The sequence below is a fragment of the Leisingera aquimarina DSM 24565 genome (genome assembly GCF_000473165.1).
Lineage (GTDB): Bacteria > Pseudomonadota > Alphaproteobacteria > Rhodobacterales > Rhodobacteraceae > Leisingera > Leisingera aquimarina.
Window position 1 is genome coordinate 2,893,584 of record NZ_KI421504.1, and the last position, 21,226, is coordinate 2,914,809.

The window sequence follows — 21,226 nt, forward strand, 5'->3', positions numbered from 1 at the left end:
TGTAGATGTCTGATCAGATCAACACTCTTGAAGAGCTCGCAGCTGCAACCGGTGTGGAAGCAGTGGCTGAAGAAACCATCACGCGTGAGCCGGTTCGCGACGAACTGGGCCGCGCCTATGCCACCGGCAAGCGTAAAGACGCGGTTGCCCGTGTCTGGATCAAGCCGGGCTCCGGCAAGGTCGAAGTGAACGGTTTGGAAATCAACAAGTACTTCGCGCGCCCGGTGCTGCAGATGATCCTTCGTCAGCCGTTCCAGGTTGCCGGTGTCGAAGGCGAATTCGACGTCTATGCCACCGTCAAAGGCGGCGGCCTGTCCGGTCAGGCCGGTGCGGTCAAGCACGGCATCTCCAAGGCGCTGCAGCTCTATGATCCTGCACTGCGCGGCGCGCTGAAAGCGGCAGGTTTCCTGACCCGCGACAGCCGTGTTGTGGAACGTAAGAAATACGGTAAGGCTAAAGCCCGTAAGAGCTTCCAGTTCTCCAAGCGCTAAGGTTCACGCTTTTGCTATTATTGGAAAGGGCTGCCTGCTGGGCGGCCCTTTTTTTGGTACTGGAGCAGGTGACTGATCAGCACCGTTAACATTTTCGCAAAAGTAACGTAACATGGCCGGCACCGCTTTCTGTTGGGGGGAGCTGCAATGCCGCAAACCATCTATGAGAAATACGGCGGGTTCAGTGCCATCAGCCGGGTCGTGATGACCTTTTATGAGATGGCGCTCGATTCCGATCAGATCGGTGATTACTTTGCCGAGGTGGATATGGCGCGGCTGATCGACCACCAGACCAAGTTCATTTCCTCGCTTTTGGGCGGGCCTGCCTCATTCAGCGACGAGCGGCTGGAGACGGTGCACCGGGCCTTAGCAATAACCCATGATGACTTTGACGAAATGGGCGCGCTGCTGAAAGACGCGCTGGAGCAGCACGGGTTGTCCGAACCGGATGTCCGGGCCACGCTTGCCGCAATCGAATCAAAGCGCAACGTCATCGTCCACCGGGACGCCGCATGAGCATTGCCGCCATCAACGAGCAGCTGCTGCGCGCTGTTGGCGTCGGGATCGCCGTTGTCCGCGCCTCTGATCTTGGATTTGTCTTTCACAATCAACTTTTTGCGGAGTGGTTTGGCACGCCTGGCCCGGACGCGGCGCTTACGGATGCCATCGAAGGCTTGCAGCCGGACGACCTCGGCCCGCTGTGCGACGAAGGGCTGCGCTATTCGGCGGAGCTGAAGATCAAGCGCAAGCGGCGCACACTGGTTTTCGCCATCAATATTTCGCAGGCCAGCCATCTGAACGAGGCGCTTCTGGTGGTGGAATGCCAGAACATCACCCGGATCCGCGAGCTGGAAAGCATGATTGACAGCTATTCTGCCATGGTGGAGCGCAACACCCGCGAGCTGGAACGTGAAAAGGAGCGGGTGGAGCGGTTGTTGCTGAACCTGATGCCGCGTTCGGTCTATGAGGAATTCAAGACCTTCGGCGTGGTGACCCCGCAGCTTTACCCCAAGGTCTCGGTGGTGATGCTGGACTTTGTGAATTTCACCGATTTCGCGTCCCGCACAGACCCGACTGTGACCCTGGGTGAGCTGAACGATATTTTCACGGCCTTTGACCGCATCGTCGAACAATACGGCTGCGAGCGGATCAAGACCATTGGCGATGCCTATCTAGCGGTTTCCGGAATGCCAGAACCGGCGCCCGACCACGCCACTGCGGTGGCCCATTGCGCTACCCGCTTCCTTCGGTATCTGGACCGGCGCAACCAGAGCCATCAGCATAAATGGCAGGCGCGCATCGGTCTGGGAACCGGCTCTGCTGTCGGCTCGGTGGTGGGCATTCAGAAGTATGTCTATGATGTCTTCGGCCCGGCGGTGAATCTGGCTTCCCGCCTGCAAGTCTTCGCCAATCCAATGAAAATCGTCGCCCCGGATGAAATGAAGGAAGCCCTCTCCGAAGAATTCCGCGTCACCGATATTGGCCTCGAGGATATCAAAGGCATCGGCGAGGTGCATCTGGTCAATGTCGGTGATGAACTGGGTGCCCGGCAACCCAGCGGACGGTTCTAGAGGGGCTCTAGCCGTCGGGTGCAATCAGCCCCAGCCCGCGCAGGTAAATACCGATACCGCTTTCCAGCAAGTCCTCAGGCGGGAAAGGGGAGGCGGCCCCCGGAGAATTCCGAGCATAAAGCTCCACCACCCCGTGGCTCATCGCCAGCACATGGGCCGAGAACATTGAGGCCGGCGGGCGTTTATCTTCCGGGATATGCTGGCTGAGGTCCGCAGCGGCGCGCTCCAGGATCGCCCGTGCCCGTGCGGCGGCATCAGCCAGTTCCGGCGTCCGGTTCACCGAAATGCCGCTTTCGAACATGGCTATGTAGTGCCCCGGATGCTTGCGGGCAAAGGCGAGATAGGCGCGCCCTGTGGCCTCGAACGCGGCCAGGGCCGAGGGCTGGTATTTATCATAGGCGTGCTGCATGAGGTCAGCAAACATCGCATAGCCCTGCCGCCCGGCCTCGGCGATCAGATCCTCGCGCCCCTTGAAATGACGGTAGACGGCGGCGGGGGTCACACCTGCCTGTTTGGCAGCCTCCGACAGGGTGAACCCGGTCGGGCCCTTGGCCTCAATCAGATGCAGGGCCGCTTCGACCAGCGCCTGGCGCAGATTGCCGTGATGATAACCGCGTTTAGGCATCCCAGATATCCGGGCCTCCGCAAATTCCGGTGTCCAATTCGCCAATCGCGTCGGCGGTCTTGCTGTCATAGTCGACGGCGTGCAGAACGCTGCGCATTGCTGCCAGCCTGGCCCGCCTTTTGTCATCCGAGCGGATGATGGTCCAGGGGGCCTCGGCGCTGTGGCTGTGTGCAAAGGTTTCGGAAATGGCGGCGCTGTACTCGTCCCATTTCTCCAGCCCCTTCACGTCAATCCGGCTGAGCTTCCATTGTTTCAATGGGTCGGACTCGCGGGACAGAAACCGGCGCAGCTGTTCTGCCCGGCCGACATTCAGCCAGAACTTGAACAGATGCACGCGATCCTCGGCCAGCGCCCGTTCAAAACCCAGAACCTGACGAAAGAAGCGCTCGCGTTGTTCATCGGTGCAAAAGCCAAAGACCTTCTCTACTACGCCGCGATTGTACCAGCTGCGGTCAAAGAACACGATTTCGCCGCCCGACGGCAAGTGCTGGACATAACGCTGGAAGTACCACTGGCTCTGCTCGGCCTCGCTGGGTTTCGAAAGCGCCACGATCCGCGCGCCGCGGGGGTTAAGGTTCTCGCGAAAGCGCTTGATGGTGCCGCCCTTGCCGGCCGCATCCCGGCCTTCAAAGACAATGGCAATGCGGGCACCGCTGGATTTGACCCAGGACTGCAGCTTGACCAGTTCGATCTGCAGCGCTTCCAGCTCTTTTTCATAGGCCTTGCGCTTCATGCGCTCCCGGTACGGGTAGCTTGGGCTGAGGATCCCGTCTTTATCGGCGCCTTTGATGGCCTCGCGGATCTCCTCCGGCGCGCCGGTCCGGTAAAAGCGGCTGATGGCCCCGTCAAATGGCAGCGGCATGTGAAAAACCCTTCTGTCCTCAACCCTTTATATGGGCAAGAACTATGGAATGTGAATCGTTTTAACGCAAATGTGCGCGGGCGGCGGCGCGGCGCACGGCGGCGGCCACCTCGTCTGTTGCCACTTGGTGCGGCATATGGCCGACACCCTGCAGCAGGGTCAGGGCGGCACCGGGGACATCGCGGGCAAGCTGCCGGGCGTGGAGATCCGGGTTGACAGTGTCATCCGCGGTTCCATGGATGATTTCGACCGGAACGCCGATGCTGCTGTAGTGCGGCGTCAGGGATTTCACCTCGTCCAGCAGGTTGGCGCGCTGGCGGGCATTGGCCCGCAGGGATCCGCGCCTCAGTGTCAGGCCGATGCCGAAATGCTGGGCATATCCCTCAGGGACAGGCTGGGGGGCAAACACGGCGTCCAGCGTCTCCATAACGGTTTTGCGGGAGACAAAGGCTGTGAGGGCGGGCACGGCGACAACACTGCCGAGCGGCGAAGAGGTCACCCGGTAAAAGGTGTCCAGCGGTGTGTCCCAAGGGTACGAAACCCCGGCAACCGACACCAGGGCCGACAGGCTGCCGGGATAGTCAACGGCCCAGGCCAGCGCAACCGCGCCGCCATAGCTTTGGCCCAGCACGATAGGCCTGTCCGCCCCCATTTGCGCCGCAGCCGCGCGCAACAGGCCGGCCTGCTGGCGGATGGTGGCCCCGGTGCCATTGATGCGGTCCGAATACCCCAGTCCGGGCCGGTCAAAGATCAGGATGCGGAAGTCCTCTGCCAATGCAGGAGCCAGCCGGAAGGTCATATCGCGCGTACTGCCGCTGGAGCCGTGGATCAGCACCAGATCCGGCGCGCTGCCTTTGGGCCGCCCCATCTCCACTACATGCACCCGGTGGCTGCCCACCACCAGGGATTGCCCCAATGGCGGGTGGCTTGCGACAGCCGCTGCCTCGCGGCGGCCCGCCTGCCAGTTGGTCAGCACAGCAGCGGCCGCCAGTGCAAGGCCTGCATAAACCAGCACTTTAGCGGCCGATCTGATCCATTTCATAAGGCGTGGTCTGGTAGATCTCATTGATCCAATTGCCATAAAGAAGATGCGCGTGGCTGCGCCAGCGGTTTTGCGGCGGCTGGCTGGGGTCATCGTCCGGATAATAGTTGCCCGGCACGTTGATCGGGGTGCCATTGGCCACGTCCCGGTCGTACTCCTGCTTCAGCGTATCATTGTCATACTCGAAATGGTTGAAGATATAGAGAGCGTTGTGCGCCTTGTCCTCAACCAGGCAGGGGCCGACCTCGTCGCTGCCGAGCAGCGTCTTCAGCCCTGGTGCCGCGCTGATTTCGGCCTGCTTCATCTCGGTCCAGCGGCTGACCGGAATCACGAAATCATCCGAAAACCCGCGTAAATAGGGCGAAGCAGGCGCCAGGTTCCGGTGCCGGAAGCAGCCGAACGCCTTGTGATCCAGCATATGCTTTTTCACGCCATGGAAATGATTGATCATCGCCATGCCGCCCCAGCAGACGCCAAAGGTGGAATGCACGTTGGTCTGGGTCCACTCGAACACCTCCCGCATCTCGTCCCAATAGGTGACCTCGGGGAAGTCGAGATGCTCAATCGGCGCGCCGGTGATGATCAGCCCGTCGAACTTTTGGTGCTTCACTTCCTGGAACGAGTGATAGAATTCGGCCATATGCTCAGCCGCGGTGTTTTTGGTGCGGTGCTCGCTCATCCGGATCAGGCTCAGATCTATCTGCAGCGGGGTCGCCCCGATCAGCCGGGCAAACTGGTTCTCGGTCTGGATCTTCTTGGGCATCAGGTTCAGCAGGCCGATGCGGATGGGGCGGATGTCTTGACGCGCCGCTTGATCCGGCGACATCACCATCACGCCTTCGTTCGTCAGAACGTCATAGGCGGGGAGATCTGCGGGCATCTTGATGGGCATGTCAGTGTCCTGATTTGCGGAAGGGTGTACGATATAGCGGAATTCGACAGATAGGCGGCTTAGCCGCGGGCCTCAAGAGCGGACGCGATCAAATCCTCGAAATCCCCCTCATCCCTGACGGCAGAGATCTGATCGGCGGTGACCGTGACACCCCAATTGTCCGCCATCGCCTGATAGCGCGGCTGTCGGTGCGCCAGCGCCTGGGCATAGGTCCAGCGGATGAAGGCATCGGGGTCCACATCCCCTTCAGCTATGCCATTTTCCTTGAGATACTCTTGCCAGACCCGGTCCAGAAACTCCGGCTGATAGGACATCGGTTTGGGCGCGCGGTCAAAACGGCGGACCAGCTCGGCGGTATGGGCGTCGCTGCCCTTGATCCAGACCATCAGCGTGTGTTTGCTGAGTTCCGACAGGACCTGATCGTGCGGGTCATTGGCATCGACCCATTCGCAGATCGACCCGCCCGTATCGCAGATGAAATTCGGATAGCCGTAAAGCTGTTCAGCGCGGCCCGCGAAATACTCCGTATCCAGCAGCGCCCGGATTTCGGCGACCCGGAACTGTTCCTGGCGGCGCTTATATTCGCCAATCGGCAGCCCGCCTTTGGCCTTATCGCCTGGTTTGCCCAAGTAAGAGGCAACCGGGGTCAGATTCTCGAACGTGATGTTGGAGCCGATGAAGATCGAATCCGACAATAGAAGGTCCCGCAGAAACGGAACTTTCATCGCTTCCGCCTTGGCGTTGTCAGCGATGTATTCGCCCATGTAGCGGGTGCCGATACGGTAGTCGACCGAGTAGTGGAACCAGCTGCCGGCGCCGCGCAGGATGTTGCTGACATAGGTTTTGCCAAGCCCGGACATGCCAAAGAACAGCACCCGTTTGTTCGGCGCATCGCGCCAGTCCTGCGCAGAAGTGTAAAGCATGAGATCCCAAGTCCCTGAAGGTTTCACGCCTTGCTAATCACCTGCGCGGGCTTGGTCAATTCCGTGTGCGTTTGCGCCGCAGGACCGGTTTGCCGTTCAGGACCATAAGCCCGGCTGCCAGCAGGGCAAAACCGGCGTAGGCCTGCGGTTTCAACTCTTCTCCCAGCCACCAGGCGCCCAGCAGGATGGCAACCGGCGGAATGATCAGGGTGACCAGCATCAGGTTGCCGCTGCCCGCCAACGCTAGCACCCGGTAATACAGCAGATAGGCGCCAGCAGTGGCAATCAGCGAAAAATAGGCAATGGATAGCCAGGTGCCGGTTTCCAGGCTCAGCGAAACCGGGCCGTCAACCAGCAAGGCTGCCGGCAGCAGGCAGAGGGTGGAGCCGGTCAGCATACCGGCAGCCGCTACCTGCGGCGGCAGTCCGGACAGTTTCAGCCGCGCCCAGGCACTGGCAAAGGCATAGGACACGGTGCCGGCCAGAACTGCCAGTTGCGCGGTGCTTCGGATGTCGAAATTGGCAAATTGCTCCAACCCGATGGCGGTGGCCACGCCGAGAAACCCCAGCGCCACTCCCAGTACCTTGCGTGCTGCCAGCCGTTCGTCGGCAAACACCAGCGCAGCGACGATGACGCCGAAGATGGCTGTGGCCGCATTCAGGATCGAGGTGAGGCCGGTCTCAATATACAGCTGTCCCCAGGTCATCAGGCCGAAGGGGATGATGTTGTTCAAAAGGCCCATCACCAGAAAGGCGCCCCAGATACGCGGCTCCTTTGGCACCGGCAGCCGCATCAGCACCACCACGCCCCACAGGAACAGCGCCGCCCAGCCGCAGCGATGCAGCACAAGGGTAACAACGGGGATTTCGTCCAGGGCGATGCGGATCGACAGAAACGAGCCGCCCCAGATCACGCCGAGCAGTATCAGCTCGGCCCAGGCGCGGGGGGATATGGTTTTTTGAGGGCTCATGCGGGTCATCTAACCCGCCGGGCGCGGCCAGGCGACCCGGATCTTGCGGCAAAAGAAAACCCCGCCCGAAAAGGGGCGGGGCTGGAACCGGAACTGCGGCAGGATCAGAAGTGGTAACCAACCTTGAAGCCCACTCCGACCGAGGTGTTGTCGCCGAATTGCGACGTGGCAAAGGGCGCCTGGCTGACCACGGTTTGGGCACTGCCGACGCGGGTGATGTTCACACCGCCGGAGATGCTCATGTTGCCCTGCTTGTATTTGGCGCCGATGGTCAGGCCCAAACGGCCGTCCTGCGGGCTGAGGTTGGACTGGAAGCCGCCCAGCGTTTCCTCATAGCTGACCGACACCGAGCCCGACCAGTTTTCGTTAAACTTGCGGCCCACACCCAGAGTGTAGGTGTAGCGGTCATCCGCAAAGGAAACCAGCGGCCGGCCGATCAGCGTTCCGGTGTAGAAGGAAGGCGAGATGTTGAACTTGGACCATTCCACCCAGCGCACGCCGCCAAACAGCAGCGTGTCCTTGGCAATGCCGGTCTGGAAATCCAAGTTTACTGCCTGCGGCGTGTTGATGGCAGTTGTCGAGGTGAACGGTCCCGGCAGGCCGCCTCCGGTTTCCGTTGTGCTGACGTCGTGGTCGATTTCCGAGAAATATGTCAGTGCAATCCGCAGCGCGATGTCCGGGCGCTCATAGGCAACACCCACCAGATAGCCAAAGCTTTCATCGCGGTCGCCGCTTGCTGCATAGCCGCCGAACACAGGGATCGAGACTTCGGCTTCCATTGTCTGCAGCCGCACGCCGCCGTAGGCGCTGAAGTTCTGGTTGAATTTATAGCGCAGCACCCCGGTTATCGCATTGGAGTTGAGTTCAGCAGTTGCCCCCTGAAAAACATAGCCGGTGCCAGCGGGGTATTCCACGTCGGCGCCGAAAGGCTGATCGAAAATCAGCGCAAAACTCAGCTTGTCATTGATGTCGCGTTTGTAAGCAGCGCCGAGCTGCAGGTGCGAGCCGACCATGTCGCCAGAATTTGCGCCAATTGCCGTGCCCGACACATCCGGACTCACATGGCCGATCGAGAACTCGGCGTAAGTGCCCTCTTCAAACAATGCACCAAGAGTTTGGCCGGAGCGGTCAACGCCGCCAGCCATGGCAACACCCGGCAGCAGCGCCAGCGCCAAGGGCGCAGCGTGGATCTTCTTCATTTGTTCCTCCCTGTACGAAAGCCTTTCCGGCTTTTTGTCACAGAACCGTAACCAGCAGGAATTCGTCAAATCAATGCTAACGGCACGGAAACCTGCCGCAATCGATCAATCTTAAGCGGGCTTTGCGGGTTTCTTGGCAACAATGTTGAGATAATTCGCAATGCAGATGACCGCGGCGCCGCTCAGCACCCAGGCATCCAGCGCTTCACCGTAGATCACCATGCCAAGGATCGCGATGGCAGGAAGGCGGGCAAAGTCAACTGGCACCACAACGCTGGCCGGCGCCAAGGACAGCGCGGTGGTCAGGCAGAAATGAGCGGTCAACCCGGCAATGCCGATCAGAACAAGCCAGGGCAGGGTGGTGGCGTCCGGCAACGCCATGTCGCCGTCCCAGCCTGCCGCCAGCAGACCCATCACCAGCTGCATGGAGGTGAGCCAGAACAGGATAGAAGCAGTTTTTTCGTTCCGGGTCAGCCGCTTGGTGAGGATAGCTGTAAGCGCAAAGAAGATGGCGCAGCTGGCAGCGGCTATGATGCCAAGGTTCAGCGTTTCCGGACTGGGGCGGGCAACAATCAGGATGCCGGCAAAGCCGATGCCTGCGGCAAGCATACGGCGCCGGCTGAGGGCTTCTCCCAGTAAGAACGGCGACAGGATGATCACCCACAGGGGCGAGGTGAACTCCAAGGCAAAGACCTGCGCCAGCGGCACCAGCGTCACCGCCAGAAACCAAAGGTTCTGACCGGTGAAATGGAAGAGGTTGCGCACAGCATGAACACTCAGCCGGGCGCTGCTGACCTGATGCCAGCTGCCCGCTACCGTCAACAGGCTTACGACAATGATGACCCCGACCAGGCTGCGATAGGCCATGATCTCGAAGGTATCCAGCGTCAAACCGGCTTCACGCCCGGCAATCGCCATGGCGGAGAACGAGACAATGGCGCCGATCATCCAAAGGGCGGCCTTGGCGGTGTCAGTCATCAGTGCAGCCAATCGTCATTTTGCAACTCCACGGTGGAGGCCGCGCTCCAGGCGGCGGCCCTGAACAGGTTGAACCAGACCGCAGCAGATTCCCGCAAGAGAATACGGATACTGGGCCAGCCGGTTTCCGGATCCCTGCGCACATCCTCAGATGCAGCAAGATGCAGTCTGCGCGCTCCGGCCCAGCGGAAGGACGCCCAGGACCGAGGCAGGTGAAAAGCTTCGGTTATCAGGATCAGGTTTTCGGATGCGGGCAGCAGCGGCACAGTGAACAGCGCGTTCTGCAGGGTCGACTGCGACTCGTGCTCGATCAGGATGGCGTCCGGCGGCACATCGAACTGTTGCGCCAGCCGTGCCATTTGCGCGCCCGCTGAAGGCCCGTCCGGAACCGCGCGCCCGCCGGTGAACACCACAACCGGCGCCAGCCCTGCATGGTAAAACCGGGCGCAGGCCTCAACCCGCTTGCGCGTCGGGGCGTGCAGGGTACCGTCAGCGGACATGCCGCCGCCCAGACAGATGATCGCATGCGCTGCTGGCAATTCCGCTAGATCATTGTCCGGCCATAGAAAAGTCCAGCAAAGCACCGCCAGAAAAGTAAAAAGCCCAGCGGCAGCAAACCACTGGGCCAATTTTGCGATCCGCCGGATCACTCCCACTCGATGGTGCCCGGAGGCTTCGAGGTGATGTCATAAGTGCAGCGGTTGATGCCTTTGACCTCGTTGATGATCCGCGTGGCGGTCTCGCCCAGGAACTCATGGCTGAACGGGTAGTAATCCGCCGTCATGCCATCAACCGAGGTCACCGCGCGCAGGGCACAGGCAAAATCATAGGTGCGCCCGTCGCCCATCACGCCGACAGTGCGGACCGGCAGGATTGCCACAAAGGCCTGCCAGATATCATCATACAGACCATGTTTGCGGATCTGGTCGATATAAACGGCATCGGCCTCGCGCAGGATCTCCAGCTTTTCGCGGGTGATCTCGCCGGGGCAGCGGATCGCCAAGCCTGGTCCGGGGAAGGGGTGGCGGCCGATGAAGCTTGCGGGCAGGCCCAGTTCGCGGCCCAATGCGCGGACCTCGTCCTTGAACAGCTCGCGCAGCGGCTCGACCAGTTTCAGGCCCATCTTCTCCGGCAGGCCGCCCACATTGTGGTGCGATTTGATGGTGACTGACGGGCCGCCCGAGAAGGACACCGATTCAATCACATCCGGGTACAGGGTGCCCTGCGCCAGGAACTCGGCGCCCTCAATCGTGTTGGCGTGTTTCTGGAACACGTCGATGAACAGCTTGCCGATGATCTTGCGCTTGGTTTCCGGGTCGCTTTGGCCGTCCAGCTCGCCCAGGAACAGCTCCTGCTCATCCGCGTGGATCAGCTGGATGTTATAGTTGTCGCGGAACATCGCGACGACTTCTTCCGCCTCGTTCTTGCGCAGCAGCCCGTGGTCGACAAACACGCAGGTCAGCTGGTCGCCGATCGCCTCGTGGATCAGGATTGCGGCTACCGAGGAGTCCACGCCGCCGGACAATCCGCAGATCACCTGCTTGTCGCCAACCTGCTCGCGGATCTTCTCGATCATCTGCTCGCGGTAGGCACCCATGGTCCAGTCGCCTTCGAATCCGGCCAGACGCACGAAGTTCTCATAGAGCTTGGCGCCGTTCGGGGTGTGATGCACTTCCGGGTGGAACTGCACCGCATAGAAATTGCGGGAGACATCGGCGGTGATGGCATAAGGCGCGTTGGGGGAGGTGCCGTAGACCTCGAACCCCGGGGCGATCTTGCTTACGTGGTCGCCGTGCGACATCCAGACCTGTTCGCGGTCGCTGTCATTGGCAAACCAGCCTTCCAGCAGCGGCGGAGTCTCCACGGTAGGCGTCACAAAGGCGCGGCCGAATTCGGCGGTGCCATGGCCGCTCTCAACCATGCCGCCCAGCTGGTGCATCATCACCTGCTGGCCATAGCAGATGCCCAGGATCGGCACGCCATAGTCGAAAATCTCCTGCGGAGCGCGCGGGGAGCCCTCGCGGGTCACACTGTCCGGCCCGCCGGAGAATATCACCGCTTTGGGCGCCAGTTCGCGCACAAACTCCATGGTGACATTCTGATAGGGGTGGATTTCGCAATAGACATTCAGCTCGCGCAGGCGGCGTGCAATCAGCTGCGTGACCTGGCTGCCGAAGTCGATGATGAGAAGGCGGTCATGGGATGTCTCTGTCATGTACGCGCCATAGGCCAGGAACAGGTTTTCCGCAAGAGGGTTTGGGCTTGCTCCTGCCCGCAGTCCTGATTTTCACGGCAGACCGGCCGGGAACCTGCCAAAGGTATGCCAAAGTCCACGGTCGCAGTGCAAAATGCCCCACCAATGTCGCTTTTCAACTTGAATGGCCGTAATCCTGCGGCGGCGTGGTGTGAGGTGGCTATAATACCCATCGCAATGAAATGCCTGTGGTGAGGATAAACCATGACAGAAGCAGCACCGCGCCGTCGCGCACGGGGTGGCGGCGGCGCCGCCCGCCGCGCCGAACGCACCAGCGTCAAGATCGAGACCGCGAAGTACATTGAGCGCAATATTCCGAACTTCGAGATCCTGAACGAAGAAGCGCTGGAGATCATCGAATACAACGCCGATACCATCCTGGAAGAGGTCGGCGTCAACTTCGTTGACAACCCGGCGGCGCTGGAGCGCTGGCGCGAAGCGGGCGCGGATGTGCAGGGCGAGCGCGTGCGCATTCCCCGCGGCCTGGCCCGCAAGCTGTGCGAAACCGCTCCGTCCGAGTTCACCCAGCACGCCCGCAACCCGGAGAAATCAGTGGTCATCGGCGGCCGCAACATGGTGCTGGCGCCAGTCTACGGCCCGCCGTTTGTGCGTGACGCCCAAGGCGGCCGCCGCTACGCGACCATGGATGACTTCAACAAGTTCGTGAAGCTCGCCTATATGTCCAAGTGGCTGCACCACTCCGGCGGCACCGTGTGCGAGCCGACCGACATCCCGGTGAACAAGCGCCACCTGGATATGCTGATGGCGCATATGACCCTCAGCGATAAGCCGTTCATGGGCTCCGTGACCGAACCCAGCCGCGCGCAGGACTCGGTCGACATGGCCAGCATTCTGTTCGGCAAGGAGTTCGTCCAGAACAATACCGTGATGACCTCGCTGACCAACATCAACTCGCCGATGACTTTCGATGATGTGATGATGGGCTCGCTGGAAGTCTACGCGAAGAACAACCAGGCCTGCATCATCTCGCCCTTTATCGTCGGCGGCGCCATGGCGCCGGTGTCGGTTGCGGGCACCCTCACGCAGGTGCTGGCCGAAGTGCTGGCCGGCGTTGCTTACAGCCAGCTGTGCCGCGCAGGCGCGCCGGTGATCTTCGGCGCCATGGTGACCTCAATCGACATGAACTCGGGCGCGCCGACCTTTGGCACCCCGGAAGCGTCCCACATCACCTATGGCGCAGGCCAGCTGGCCCGCCGGATGAACCTGCCGTACCGTTCGGCCGGCTCCTTCTGCGGCTCTAAACTGCCCGACGCGCAGGCCGCCTATGAGACCGCCAACTCGCTCAACATGGGTCTGTTGTCCGGCGTGAACTTCCAGCTGCACTCCTGCGGCTGGCTTGAAGGCGGCCTGGTTGCGGACTTCGAGAAGTTCGTGATGGACGCCGATCAGCTAGGCGTGTTGCACGGCCTGGCCAAGGGTGTCTCGGTGGACGAGAACGCCCAGGCGATGGGTGCCATCCGCGAGGTTGGCCCCGGCGGCCACTACTTGGGCTGCGCCCACACTCAGGAGAACTTCAAATCGGCCTTCTGGAAGTCTGAGCTGCTCGACTACAAGCCGTTCGAGACCTGGGAAGAGGAAGGCGCGCGCGACACTTATGTGTTGGCGACCAACCGCGTCGAGAAGCTGTTGGCCACCTACGAGCAGCCGGCACTGGACCCGACTATCAAGATGGCGCTGGACGAGTATGTAGCCGAGAAAAAGGCCTCGATGCCAGACGCGTTCATGTAGTCGCGCGGGAACAACCTAGGGGCAGGGGACGTTACCCTCTGCCGCAGCAGAACGGCGGTCTTGAAAGGCCGCCGTTTGTGTTTTTGGCCGGGCGGCTGTATTGCGCAGGAAGGCGGCTTCGCCCGCCAGCGCGATCAGCACATCCACATGCCGGATCAGCGAATATCCCGCTTCACCTGCCTTGCGCGCGCTGTCCTGAGCGCTTTCCAATTCCAGAAGTTGCATCACTGCGGCCGCGGGCTTGGGCAGGATTCCATACCCCAGGATCCGGCGCAGATCCCGCTGGCGGCAATAGTTCTGCGCCCCCAACCGGGCAGCCCGTGCCAGGATCCGCGGGCGCCGGAGCAACGTAAGCCGGGTGAATGCGTCCTGCATGGTCCTCTCCTTTCAAATCTGTGTACCGGACTTGCTATAACACAACCTATCGTGGTGTTGCGGCTAGGGGGCTACCGGCGAACGGTACGTTTTGTGATGATTATGTTTTTTCTGGAAACAATGGGGCCTGATCCGCGCATTTGTTCAACTACAGTCAGGCGTACGTGGAAAAGCCTCAGGCGCTATTGAGTGCGGCTGACAGGCTGGCCTGGCTGACGACCGGGGCTTGATATATGCAAAACATACCGCACGCGTCCCTGCCTGGCTGGGTGCCGCTTGAGACATGCCGTTACCTTCAGCACACAGAGGCGGGCCGCCCGATCCGGCAATTGGCCCGCAAGGCGGGGTGCCATCCTTCCACCATCCTGCGGCAGGTCAGACGGGTAGAGACCTTGCGGGATGATCCGCTGATCGACGAAGTTCTGACTTACCTTGCCGGGCGTTACCAGGCAGCCCCCGGCAAATCCGGCACTGGCCTGGGCAAACCGGCCGGGCGCGGATTGACTGCGGGGTTTGAACAGGAGGCGGCCAGTGTTCTGACCCTGCTCAGCCGCGGCGGTGCGGTTCTGGCTGCGGCCGAGGGCATGGAAATGGCCGTTGTCGTGCGCGAAGGCGCAGAGGCGGACGGGCAGAAGGTGGCGGTCTCCCGCCCCCTTGCCGGTGCTTTGGCTTTGACCGGCTGGATTTCCTGTGCCCGCCGAAGCCGGATCAGCCGTTATGCCATCACACCGGCCGGGCGCAGTGCCTTGAACCGGATCATTGCAGATCAGGAAAACCGGGCGCGAGCGCGTCTGGAGGGCGGCTTTGCCGAAGCCCAGACGCCGTTTCTGGCACCCGAGGACAGCGACAAATCCAGCTATGGCCGCAAGCCGCGCTACAGCAGTTCCGAAACGCCGCTGGAGATGCTGGCCCGGCTGTCGGACAAGGGCGGCAATTCCTTTTTGACCCCAGGTATGATCAGCGCCGGTAAACGCCTGCGGGAGGATTTCGAGCTGGCCCAGATCAGCAGCCACCTGATGCAGGAAAAGCTGTATTTTACCCAGAGCAGCCAAGCGCTGCGCAGCAGCAGCCAGGAAGCCGGGGACGCGGCGCGCACGCGCATGACAGAGGCGCTGCAGACGCTGGGCATGGGGCTGAGCGACATCGCTCTGCGCTGCTGCTGCCATCTGGAAGGGCTGGAAACCGCTGAACGCAATCTTGGCTGGCCGGCCCGATCGGGGAAGGTGGTGCTGCGTATCGCTCTGCAGCATTTGGCAGATTACTACGGCGAGACCAGCGCGCAGGAGGCTGAGCTGATCGGTTGACCGCACAGGCCCGGCAAACGAAAACGGGCCCGCATTTGGCGGACCCGTTAAACTGCCTGAATTGGCAACGCCTTAGGCGGCGACTTCTGCCTTGGCTTCTTTCAGGTGCTTCAGCACGGTTTCGGGCGAAGACACGCCATAGGGATCATCGCCGTGGTTGTCGGACAGGCCCGGCTCTTCGAACCATGCTTCAACAACACCGTTGTTGATGATGGCGGCATAACGCCAGGAGCGGTTGCCGAAGCCCAAGTTGTCCTTGGCGACCAGCATGCCCATCTTGCGGGTGAATTCGCCAGAGCCGTCGGGGATCACGTCCACGTTTGCCAGGTTCTGCGCTTCGGCCCATTTGTTCATCACAAAGCTGTCGTTCACCGACATGCAATAGATCGCGTCGATGCCTTCGGCCTGGAAGTCGGCAAAGCCGTTCTCAAAACCCGGCAGCTGGTAGGTCGAGCAGGTCGGGGTGAAGGCGCCGGGCAGCGAGAACAGCACAACGCGCTTGCCTGCAAAATAGTCAGCGGTGGTTTTGTCTTCCCAGCGGAAGGGGTTCGGGCCTTCGACCGCTTCGTCACGGACGCGGGTGTGGAAGGTCACGTCGGGCAGCTTAACGCCAGCTTTCATTTCGGAATGCTCCTGCAGGTGGATGTTCGTTCGGCGGGCAGGCTTAAAACGATTCTAAGCCGGTATCAACAAGTCCGTGAGCAAGATGTGAAGGTTCCGGACAAGACGCCGCAGATGCGCCGCCCGGACGCCAAAAGGCGGCACGCCGGGCGCGGGTTTTGCTGCCATCAGGTGTAAAACTTCAGACCTGATCTGACGGACACCGCAGCATTCTGTGCTGAGAATGGGTTGCCGACTGTCCGATGGATCGGAAGCCATGATCGTCTTATCCCTGGCAATATGCAGCGTTTCGCGGAAGGACTGCATAGGCGTCTTGCCATAGCAGTATCTTCCCGAATGCGGCCGCTGCTCGTTGTATCTGGCCAGCCAGGCGTCCAGGCCCACCTGCAATTCCTCCACCGGCCGGTAGAGCTTCTTGCGGAAGGCGATGTCGCAGAACTCATCCTTGGTGGTCCGGTGGAAGCGCTCGCAGATCCCGTTCGCCCTGCAATCGATTTACTGGATCGATTGCCTTACGGTCTCACTCTGGGGGCTGTTCGCCTTGGTTCTCGTGTGGTCCACGTCCCCGGCCGCCAAGTAGAGCTGATAGGCATGGCTTCCGGCTTTGCCGCAATATTCGGTGCCGCGGCCCGTCAGGATGCGCAACAGGCTGATGCCGTGTCCGGCAAAGAAGGGGTAACCCTGTCATTCAGCAGACCGGCGGCGGTGATCGCCGTTTTCCCGGTGTAGAGCTTACCGGCCGCCACCCGCGCATAGGTACCCCATCACCTTGCAGGCCTGCGAAACGCTGCCGAGCTGCTTCCCAAGCTCCAGCAGCCCCAGCTTCGGCTTGATGATCTTGTTCTGAATACTCGTCATTGATCGGCACTCCTTGCTTGCGCTCCTGAAGAGCAGAAATGTCGGATCAAGTCGCGTGTTCTACACAAGAGGAGAGGTGCTCCCGGTCAGGCCGCCGCCTTCCTAATTGTCACTGTGGTGCCGCGCAGCTTGCGCTCGGCCGCCGTGGTAAGGTCATTGAACTTCTTCAATGTGGCCAGCAGCTTCTTCTTATCCTTTGAGTCGTTGATTATGCCGGGGAACTTCTTTTTCACCGTTTGGTACTGGTCGTTGATTTTCTTCAGGTCCTTGAACTTCGCCGCTGCCGCCTTCAGATCCGGCGCCGCCGTCTTCAGGTCTTGCCCGGCCTTGTCGACCGCCGACACGCAATGGGAGTTGATCGCTTTCACCAGCGCTCCGACCCGATTGGTGTATTTCTTCAGGTTCCGGTCCACCAGCAGCTGCGGCAGCTCGGTTGCATCCAGCTTTTTGTCCTGAGAGTCATCGCTTTCCTTCAGGATCTTGGCCACGGTTTTCTGGAAGTTGGCGGCATAGAATTTCTGTGCGGCGTTCAGCTTGCCCTCATACTGAACCGCTTTCTTCACCTCAGCGGCTTCCTTGGCCAGCGCGCCCTGCAGCGCCTCGATGTCTTTTTTCGAGTCTGACGTCTTGGATCGCTTTTTCAGATCCTTGGTGATGTCGGCCAGCAGTTTGTCCAATTTGGCCAGATGCGCCTTGGCGTCGCCGCAAAAGCCCAGCATCGCATCCAGCTCTTCCTGATGAATGTCCACCGCCTTGTTCCAGGTGGTCAGACCGTCCTTGAAGCTCTTGTTCTTTTGCAGGTCGGCCATCTTCTTGGACTCGACCCCGTCCTTGCGCGCCTTGGCGAGGCTTTCGCGGAAGTAATCTTCGCCTTCCCAGGCGTTGCCCAAAGAAATGCCAACCCGTTTTCTGAGCTTATCGCCCTCAGCGGTGGTGTATGTCTTGGTGCCTGCAGCCAGTTTTTTGTGCTCTGCTTTGAACTTTTCCAGCTCCTTGGCCATGGGGCCCTCCCTGAACTTTTTAACGGCGCATTTCCTTTGCACAGCTAAACTATGTGTGCCTGGGCGGCGCTTTGGCAAAAGAAAACGGCATGGGTGCCAGTGTTTGACCCGTCTTTGAGCCATGACGAGGCAGCAAGGCAGGGTTGAAGATATGACCGTGCCAAGCCAAGCCTGCTATGTTAAACCCGCACAGAACGCCAAAGGCCGGAAGGGAAACCCACGTGAGAGACCTAAAGATCCCGGAACAGCGCCACCCCGAAAAGGCGCATCGTCCCGACAACGCTCAGCCCAAAAAGCCAAGCTGGATCCGGGTCAAGGCGCCCGGCGGCAAAGGTTATGCCGACACGCATAAGATCATGCGCGACAACAAGCTGACCACGGTCTGCGAGGAAGCGGGCTGCCCCAACGTCGGCGAATGCTGGAGCCAGGGCCACGCCACCATGATGATCATGGGCGAGGTCTGCACCCGGGCCTGTTCTTTCTGCAACATCGCCACTGGCAAGCCGCCGGAAGCACTGGATGTGTTTGAACCGGGACGCGTGGCGGATGCTGTGCAGAAACTGGGCCTGAACCACGTGGTGATCACCTCGGTCGATCGCGACGATATCGAGGACGGCGGGGCAGAGCATTTTGCCCAGACCATCCGGGCGGTGCGCCACCGCAGCCCGAAGACGACAATTGAAATCCTGACGCCGGATTTCCTGAAGTGCGCCCCCTCAGTGCTGGAGACCGTGGTCGAGGCGCGCCCCGACGTGTTCAACCACAATCTGGAAACCGTGCCGGGCCTTTACCCCGAAGTCCGCGCTGGTGCGCGCTACTTCCACTCCCTGCGCCTGCTTCAGCGGGTTAAGGAACTGGACCCGTCGATGTTCACCAAATCCGGCATCATGGTCGGCCTGGGCGAGGATGCACAGGCGGTGAAACAGGTGATGGATGACATGCGCGCTGCAGACATCGATTTCCTGACCATCGGCCAGTATCTGCAGCCGACGCCGAAACACCATGCGGTGGACCGCTTCGTGACGCCGGATGAATTCAAGACTTATGAGAAAGCCGCTTATGGCAAGGGGTTCCTGATGGTTTCGGCGACGCCGCTGACGCGGTCTTCCTACCATGCCGGTGATGATTTTGCCCGCCTGCGCGAGGCGCGCAACAAAAAGCTGGGGCTTGCATGACGCCCGAGCGTTTGGCGCGGCTCACCCGGCTGCGCCATGCACTGCATCAGATCCCCGAAGTGTCGGGCGTCGAGGAAAAGACCGCCGCCATGGTGGCGGACTACCTGCGCCAATTTGAACCGGATCAGCTGCTGACCGGGCTGGGCGGCCACGGAATTGCCGCGGTTTACAATGGCAGGGCAGACGGACCCACCGTCCTGATCCGCTGCGAGCTGGACGGGCTGCCGATCGAGGAGCTTTCGGATCAGCCTTACCGCTCCACCCATCAGGGCCGCGGCCATCTATGCGGTCATGACGGTCATATGACCATGGTTGCTGCCCTGGCAGAAGATCTCTCTGCCAGCCGCCCGGCCATGGGCCGCGCAGTGCTGCTGTTCCAACCGGCTGAAGAAACCGGCAAGGGTGCGCCTGCGGTCATCGCCGATCCCGCGTTTCAGCAGATCGCACCGGACTATGCATTTTCTCTGCACAATCTGCCGGGCTTGCCAGTGGGGCAGGTGGCTTTGTCTGCAGGTTCCGCCAACTGCGCGTCGCGCGGAATGCGGATCCGGCTGGTCGGCAAGACCTCCCATGCGGCGGCCCCCCAGGACGGGATTTCACCTGCCAATGCCATTGCGCAGCTTTTGTCAGGCTTTGCGGGCTTGGGTAGCGGCGCTGAACTGGGGCCGGAGTTTGCCCTGGTCACCCTGACTCATGCGCGGCTGGGCGAGGCCACTTTTGGCATTGCGCCCGGTTATGGCGAGGTTTGGGCCACGCTGCGCACCGTCACCGATGCCCGCATGGAGCAGTTGATTGCTGCTGCAACGGCGCATGTGGAACAGGCCTGCGCTGCAGCAGGGCTGACATTTTCAATCGAATTTGATGACGTATTTGACGCCTGCACCAACCATCCTGAAGCGGTCGCCGTTCTGCGCGCGGCTGCCGCGGCGGCGGGGTGCCCGGCACAGATGCAGGACGTGCCTCAACGCTGGTCCGAGGATTTCGGCCAGTTCGGCAAACAGGCGAAAGCGGCGATGTTCTGGCTCGGCTCCGGCGTGGATCAGCCGCAGCTGCACAATCCGGATTACGATTTCCCGGATCCGGCGATCCCGGTCGGGGCCGGGATTTTCCTGCACACGGTCAGAAGCCTGCTGGGCTGAGCGTTACTTCAGCAGCGCGTCGACAACGGCAACCGCGCCGATAATGGCCAGGGTGTCTTTCACGACCTCATAGATTTTGCCGTTCTGACGCACGTACCGGTGACCGTCGCGCGGCGGATTTAGGCCCCAGCGATCGTAGTCTTTCACATAAATCCAGTCGCCGCCCTGGATATGGCCTTGCCTTGCCTGGCGGTTTTTCACCTGGCCGGGCGCATGATGGGCGGCACTGTTGTTATGGCCCGGCGCCTGTTTTTTCGGTCCTGCAAGGGTCGCGGCGGGGGCAAGGGCGAGGCTTGCTGCTGCAATTGCGGCCACTATCGCGGTCTTTTGCATTGCGGATTTCCTGTGATCACTGCTTTGGGTTCACAGATGATCAAGGCTGACAGAAAAGGCAAATCCGCTGCGCCGGAAAGCGCCGGCGGCGGGTGGAAACCGGCGGTCCGGCGCCGGTTTCCTTGCACACTTTGCCCGGGTGCGTTTTTCTGCGGATTGTGGCTTTGCTGCATATGCGGGCGCAATGAACCTGCTGGCGGTTGTGCAGGCCGCAGGAGTGCAAAACTCTTAGGGTGCGGCGGGCCGGAAGCGGATCAGCCCTCGTCCGTGAACCGCACCTTGCCAATGTGCGGCAGGTTCCGGTTGCGTTGCGCATAATCGATGCCATAGCCCACGACAAATTCGTCCGGGATTTCAAAACCCACCCAGTCAGAGCGGAAATCCACCTCGCGCCGCGACGGCTTGTCCAGCAGCGCAATCGATTTCAGCCGCGCCGGATTGCGGCTTTGCAGCAGATGGGTGACGTGATTCAGCGTGTGTCCGGTGTCGACGATATCCTCGACCACCAGCACGTCGCGCCCTTCAATAGCGCCGCGCAAGTCTTTGAGAATGCGCACTTCCCGGCTGCTTTCCATTGCGTCACCGTAAGAGGATGCCTCCAGGAAATCGACCTCGATCGGCAGGTCCAGCTCGCGCACCAGGTCGGCGATGAACACGAAACTGCCGCGCAACAGGCCAACCACGACCAGCTTGTCGGTATTGCCGAACTCTGCCTGGATTTCCTCGCAAAGCTCCTCGATGCGTGCTGCAATGGCCTTGGCCGAGATCATCACATCAATGACATATGGACGCTGTGACATGGCTGCCCCCTTGAATTTCCCGCGCGTTCATAGGACATGACGCGGCACAATTGTAGCAGAAAAT

23 protein-coding genes and 1 pseudogene are annotated in these 21,226 nt (G+C 60.9%); 7 read left to right on the forward strand and 17 right to left on the reverse strand.

Going from position 1 to position 21,226, the window contains the following annotated elements; translation table 11 throughout:
- The first annotated feature begins 5 nt into the window (after window positions 1–5).
- From rpsI to AQUI_RS0118440, 3 genes are all read left to right on the forward strand, one after another.
- Window positions 6–491 carry a 30S ribosomal protein S9 gene (rpsI, locus tag AQUI_RS28415; RefSeq protein WP_035920078.1) on the forward strand — a complete coding sequence of 162 codons (486 nt, stop codon included), beginning with the start codon at window positions 6–8 and terminating at the stop codon, window positions 489–491.
- A 147-nt stretch (window positions 492–638) separates the two neighbouring features.
- Window positions 639–1,007, forward strand: coding sequence for a group I truncated hemoglobin (locus tag AQUI_RS0118435; RefSeq protein WP_027258812.1), 369 nt, complete (start codon window positions 639–641; stop codon window positions 1,005–1,007).
- On the forward strand, window positions 1,004–2,062 hold the full coding sequence (locus AQUI_RS0118440; protein ID WP_027258813.1) for an adenylate/guanylate cyclase domain-containing protein: 1,059 nt from the start codon (window positions 1,004–1,006) through the stop codon (window positions 2,060–2,062). Before AQUI_RS0118435 ends, AQUI_RS0118440 begins: the two co-directional genes overlap by 4 nt.
- 7 nt (window positions 2,063–2,069) lie before the next feature.
- Here AQUI_RS0118440 and AQUI_RS0118445 read toward each other — a convergent pair whose 3' ends face one another.
- The 10 genes from AQUI_RS0118445 to guaA all read right to left on the reverse strand — a co-directional run bounded on the left by AQUI_RS0118445 (window position 2,070) and on the right by guaA (window position 11,768).
- Window positions 2,070–2,687: a TetR/AcrR family transcriptional regulator gene (locus AQUI_RS0118445; RefSeq protein WP_027258814.1), complete on the reverse strand. Its 618-nt coding sequence runs from the start codon at window positions 2,685–2,687 to the stop codon at window positions 2,070–2,072.
- Window positions 2,680–3,549 carry a polyphosphate kinase 2 gene (ppk2, locus tag AQUI_RS0118450; RefSeq protein ID WP_027258815.1) on the reverse strand — a complete coding sequence of 290 codons (870 nt, stop codon included), beginning with the start codon at window positions 3,547–3,549 and terminating at the stop codon, window positions 2,680–2,682. Before ppk2 ends, AQUI_RS0118445 begins: the two co-directional genes overlap by 8 nt.
- Before the next feature lie 61 nt (window positions 3,550–3,610).
- Window positions 3,611–4,591 carry an alpha/beta fold hydrolase gene (locus AQUI_RS0118455; RefSeq protein ID WP_035920080.1) on the reverse strand — a complete coding sequence of 327 codons (981 nt, stop codon included), beginning with the start codon at window positions 4,589–4,591 and terminating at the stop codon, window positions 3,611–3,613.
- Window positions 4,566–5,483, reverse strand: a complete 918-nt coding sequence (gene metA, locus AQUI_RS0118460) for a homoserine O-acetyltransferase MetA (RefSeq protein ID WP_027258817.1) — start codon at window positions 5,481–5,483, stop codon at window positions 4,566–4,568. The genes AQUI_RS0118455 and metA overlap by 26 nt, the downstream gene beginning before the upstream one ends.
- A 59-nt stretch (window positions 5,484–5,542) precedes the next feature.
- Window positions 5,543–6,406 (reverse strand): hypothetical protein, encoded by an 864-nt coding sequence (locus AQUI_RS0118465; protein WP_027258818.1) that lies wholly within the window; start codon window positions 6,404–6,406, stop codon window positions 5,543–5,545.
- A 55-nt stretch (window positions 6,407–6,461) separates the two neighbouring features.
- Window positions 6,462–7,376 carry a DMT family transporter gene (locus AQUI_RS0118470; protein ID WP_027258819.1) on the reverse strand — a complete coding sequence of 305 codons (915 nt, stop codon included), beginning with the start codon at window positions 7,374–7,376 and terminating at the stop codon, window positions 6,462–6,464.
- A gap of 104 nt (window positions 7,377–7,480) precedes the next feature.
- Window positions 7,481–8,575, reverse strand: a complete 1,095-nt coding sequence (locus AQUI_RS0118475) for an OmpP1/FadL family transporter (RefSeq protein WP_027258820.1) — start codon at window positions 8,573–8,575, stop codon at window positions 7,481–7,483.
- A 111-nt stretch (window positions 8,576–8,686) separates the two neighbouring features.
- A complete protein-coding gene (locus AQUI_RS0118480; protein WP_027258821.1) occupies window positions 8,687–9,553 on the reverse strand; it encodes a DMT family transporter in 867 nt (288 codons plus the stop codon).
- Window positions 9,553–10,209 carry an ElyC/SanA/YdcF family protein gene (locus tag AQUI_RS0118485; RefSeq protein WP_027258822.1) on the reverse strand — a complete coding sequence of 219 codons (657 nt, stop codon included), beginning with the start codon at window positions 10,207–10,209 and terminating at the stop codon, window positions 9,553–9,555. Before AQUI_RS0118485 ends, AQUI_RS0118480 begins: the two co-directional genes overlap by 1 nt.
- On the reverse strand, window positions 10,200–11,768 hold the full coding sequence (guaA, locus tag AQUI_RS0118490) for a glutamine-hydrolyzing GMP synthase (RefSeq protein ID WP_027258823.1): 1,569 nt from the start codon (window positions 11,766–11,768) through the stop codon (window positions 10,200–10,202). Before guaA ends, AQUI_RS0118485 begins: the two co-directional genes overlap by 10 nt.
- 243 nt (window positions 11,769–12,011) lie before the next feature.
- Between guaA and AQUI_RS0118495 the strand changes: the two genes are divergently transcribed.
- Window positions 12,012–13,556 carry a trimethylamine methyltransferase family protein gene (locus tag AQUI_RS0118495; protein WP_027258824.1) on the forward strand — a complete coding sequence of 515 codons (1,545 nt, stop codon included), beginning with the start codon at window positions 12,012–12,014 and terminating at the stop codon, window positions 13,554–13,556.
- Between the two features lie 15 nt (window positions 13,557–13,571).
- Here AQUI_RS0118495 and AQUI_RS0118500 read toward each other — a convergent pair whose 3' ends face one another.
- Window positions 13,572–13,931 carry a DUF6477 family protein gene (locus AQUI_RS0118500; RefSeq protein ID WP_027258825.1) on the reverse strand — a complete coding sequence of 120 codons (360 nt, stop codon included), beginning with the start codon at window positions 13,929–13,931 and terminating at the stop codon, window positions 13,572–13,574.
- Window positions 13,932–14,164: 233 nt separating this feature from the next.
- Between AQUI_RS0118500 and AQUI_RS0118505 the strand changes: the two genes are divergently transcribed.
- Window positions 14,165–15,235, forward strand: a complete 1,071-nt coding sequence (locus tag AQUI_RS0118505) for a DUF6456 domain-containing protein (protein ID WP_027258826.1) — start codon at window positions 14,165–14,167, stop codon at window positions 15,233–15,235.
- A gap of 72 nt (window positions 15,236–15,307) precedes the next feature.
- Here AQUI_RS0118505 and AQUI_RS0118510 read toward each other — a convergent pair whose 3' ends face one another.
- The 4 genes and pseudogenes from AQUI_RS0118510 to AQUI_RS0118535 all read right to left on the reverse strand — a co-directional run bounded on the left by AQUI_RS0118510 (window position 15,308) and on the right by AQUI_RS0118535 (window position 17,715).
- Window positions 15,308–15,856: a peroxiredoxin gene (locus AQUI_RS0118510; RefSeq protein ID WP_027258827.1), complete on the reverse strand. Its 549-nt coding sequence runs from the start codon at window positions 15,854–15,856 to the stop codon at window positions 15,308–15,310.
- A 258-nt stretch (window positions 15,857–16,114) separates the two neighbouring features.
- Window positions 16,115–16,614 (reverse strand): annotated as a pseudogene (locus tag AQUI_RS32040) (integrase core domain-containing protein); the annotation flags it as partial.
- On the reverse strand, window positions 16,589–16,714 hold the full coding sequence (locus AQUI_RS32300) for a hypothetical protein (RefSeq protein WP_281172017.1): 126 nt from the start codon (window positions 16,712–16,714) through the stop codon (window positions 16,589–16,591). The pseudogene AQUI_RS32040 and the gene AQUI_RS32300, both read right to left, overlap by 26 nt.
- Window positions 16,715–16,800: 86 nt before the next feature.
- Window positions 16,801–17,715, reverse strand: coding sequence for a hypothetical protein (locus AQUI_RS0118535; protein ID WP_027258828.1), 915 nt, complete (start codon window positions 17,713–17,715; stop codon window positions 16,801–16,803).
- A 221-nt stretch (window positions 17,716–17,936) separates the two neighbouring features.
- Between AQUI_RS0118535 and lipA the strand changes: the two genes are divergently transcribed.
- Both lipA and AQUI_RS0118545 read left to right on the forward strand, forming a co-directional pair.
- Window positions 17,937–18,890 carry a lipoyl synthase gene (gene lipA, locus AQUI_RS0118540; protein WP_027258829.1) on the forward strand — a complete coding sequence of 318 codons (954 nt, stop codon included), beginning with the start codon at window positions 17,937–17,939 and terminating at the stop codon, window positions 18,888–18,890.
- On the forward strand, window positions 18,887–20,029 hold the full coding sequence (locus AQUI_RS0118545; RefSeq protein ID WP_027258830.1) for an amidohydrolase: 1,143 nt from the start codon (window positions 18,887–18,889) through the stop codon (window positions 20,027–20,029). The genes lipA and AQUI_RS0118545 overlap by 4 nt, the downstream gene beginning before the upstream one ends.
- Before the next feature lie 3 nt (window positions 20,030–20,032).
- Here AQUI_RS0118545 and AQUI_RS0118550 read toward each other — a convergent pair whose 3' ends face one another.
- Entirely contained in the window at window positions 20,033–20,362 is a 330-nt protein-coding gene (locus AQUI_RS0118550; protein ID WP_027258831.1) for a hypothetical protein, read from the reverse strand.
- Between the two features lie 254 nt (window positions 20,363–20,616).
- Window positions 20,617–21,162 carry a hypoxanthine phosphoribosyltransferase gene (gene hpt / locus AQUI_RS0118555; RefSeq protein ID WP_027258832.1) on the reverse strand — a complete coding sequence of 182 codons (546 nt, stop codon included), beginning with the start codon at window positions 21,160–21,162 and terminating at the stop codon, window positions 20,617–20,619.
- Between the last annotated feature and the right edge of the window lie 64 nt (window positions 21,163–21,226).

Bases quoted from the DNA above. Each gene is read 5' to 3' on its own strand.
- rpsI (WP_035920078.1), top strand. From the start codon at position 6: ATGTCTGATCAGATCAACACTCTTGAAGAGCTCGCAGCTGCAACCGGT.
- AQUI_RS0118435 (WP_027258812.1), top strand. From the start codon at position 639: ATGCCGCAAACCATCTATGAGAAATACGGCGGGTTCAGTGCCATCAGC.
- AQUI_RS0118440 (WP_027258813.1), top strand. From the start codon at position 1,004: ATGAGCATTGCCGCCATCAACGAGCAGCTGCTGCGCGCTGTTGGCGTC.
- AQUI_RS0118445 (WP_027258814.1), bottom strand. From the start codon at position 2,687: ATGCCTAAACGCGGTTATCATCACGGCAATCTGCGCCAGGCGCTGGTC.
- ppk2 (WP_027258815.1), bottom strand. From the start codon at position 3,549: ATGCCGCTGCCATTTGACGGGGCCATCAGCCGCTTTTACCGGACCGGC.
- AQUI_RS0118455 (WP_035920080.1), bottom strand. From the start codon at position 4,591: ATGAAATGGATCAGATCGGCCGCTAAAGTGCTGGTTTATGCAGGCCTT.
- metA (WP_027258817.1), bottom strand. From the start codon at position 5,483: ATGCCCATCAAGATGCCCGCAGATCTCCCCGCCTATGACGTTCTGACG.
- AQUI_RS0118465 (WP_027258818.1), bottom strand. From the start codon at position 6,406: ATGCTTTACACTTCTGCGCAGGACTGGCGCGATGCGCCGAACAAACGG.
- AQUI_RS0118470 (WP_027258819.1), bottom strand. From the start codon at position 7,376: ATGAGCCCTCAAAAAACCATATCCCCCCGCGCCTGGGCCGAGCTGATA.
- AQUI_RS0118475 (WP_027258820.1), bottom strand. From the start codon at position 8,575: ATGAAGAAGATCCACGCTGCGCCCTTGGCGCTGGCGCTGCTGCCGGGT.
- AQUI_RS0118480 (WP_027258821.1), bottom strand. From the start codon at position 9,553: ATGACTGACACCGCCAAGGCCGCCCTTTGGATGATCGGCGCCATTGTC.
- guaA (WP_027258823.1), bottom strand. From the start codon at position 11,768: ATGACAGAGACATCCCATGACCGCCTTCTCATCATCGACTTCGGCAGC.
- AQUI_RS0118495 (WP_027258824.1), top strand. From the start codon at position 12,012: ATGACAGAAGCAGCACCGCGCCGTCGCGCACGGGGTGGCGGCGGCGCC.
- AQUI_RS0118500 (WP_027258825.1), bottom strand. From the start codon at position 13,931: ATGCAGGACGCATTCACCCGGCTTACGTTGCTCCGGCGCCCGCGGATC.
- AQUI_RS0118505 (WP_027258826.1), top strand. From the start codon at position 14,165: ATGCAAAACATACCGCACGCGTCCCTGCCTGGCTGGGTGCCGCTTGAG.
- AQUI_RS0118510 (WP_027258827.1), bottom strand. From the start codon at position 15,856: ATGAAAGCTGGCGTTAAGCTGCCCGACGTGACCTTCCACACCCGCGTC.
- AQUI_RS32300 (WP_281172017.1), bottom strand. From the start codon at position 16,714: ATGACGAGTATTCAGAACAAGATCATCAAGCCGAAGCTGGGGCTGCTG.
- AQUI_RS0118535 (WP_027258828.1), bottom strand. From the start codon at position 17,715: ATGGCCAAGGAGCTGGAAAAGTTCAAAGCAGAGCACAAAAAACTGGCT.
- AQUI_RS0118545 (WP_027258830.1), top strand. From the start codon at position 18,887: ATGACGCCCGAGCGTTTGGCGCGGCTCACCCGGCTGCGCCATGCACTG.
- AQUI_RS0118550 (WP_027258831.1), bottom strand. From the start codon at position 20,362: ATGCAAAAGACCGCGATAGTGGCCGCAATTGCAGCAGCAAGCCTCGCC.
- hpt (WP_027258832.1), bottom strand. From the start codon at position 21,162: ATGTCACAGCGTCCATATGTCATTGATGTGATGATCTCGGCCAAGGCC.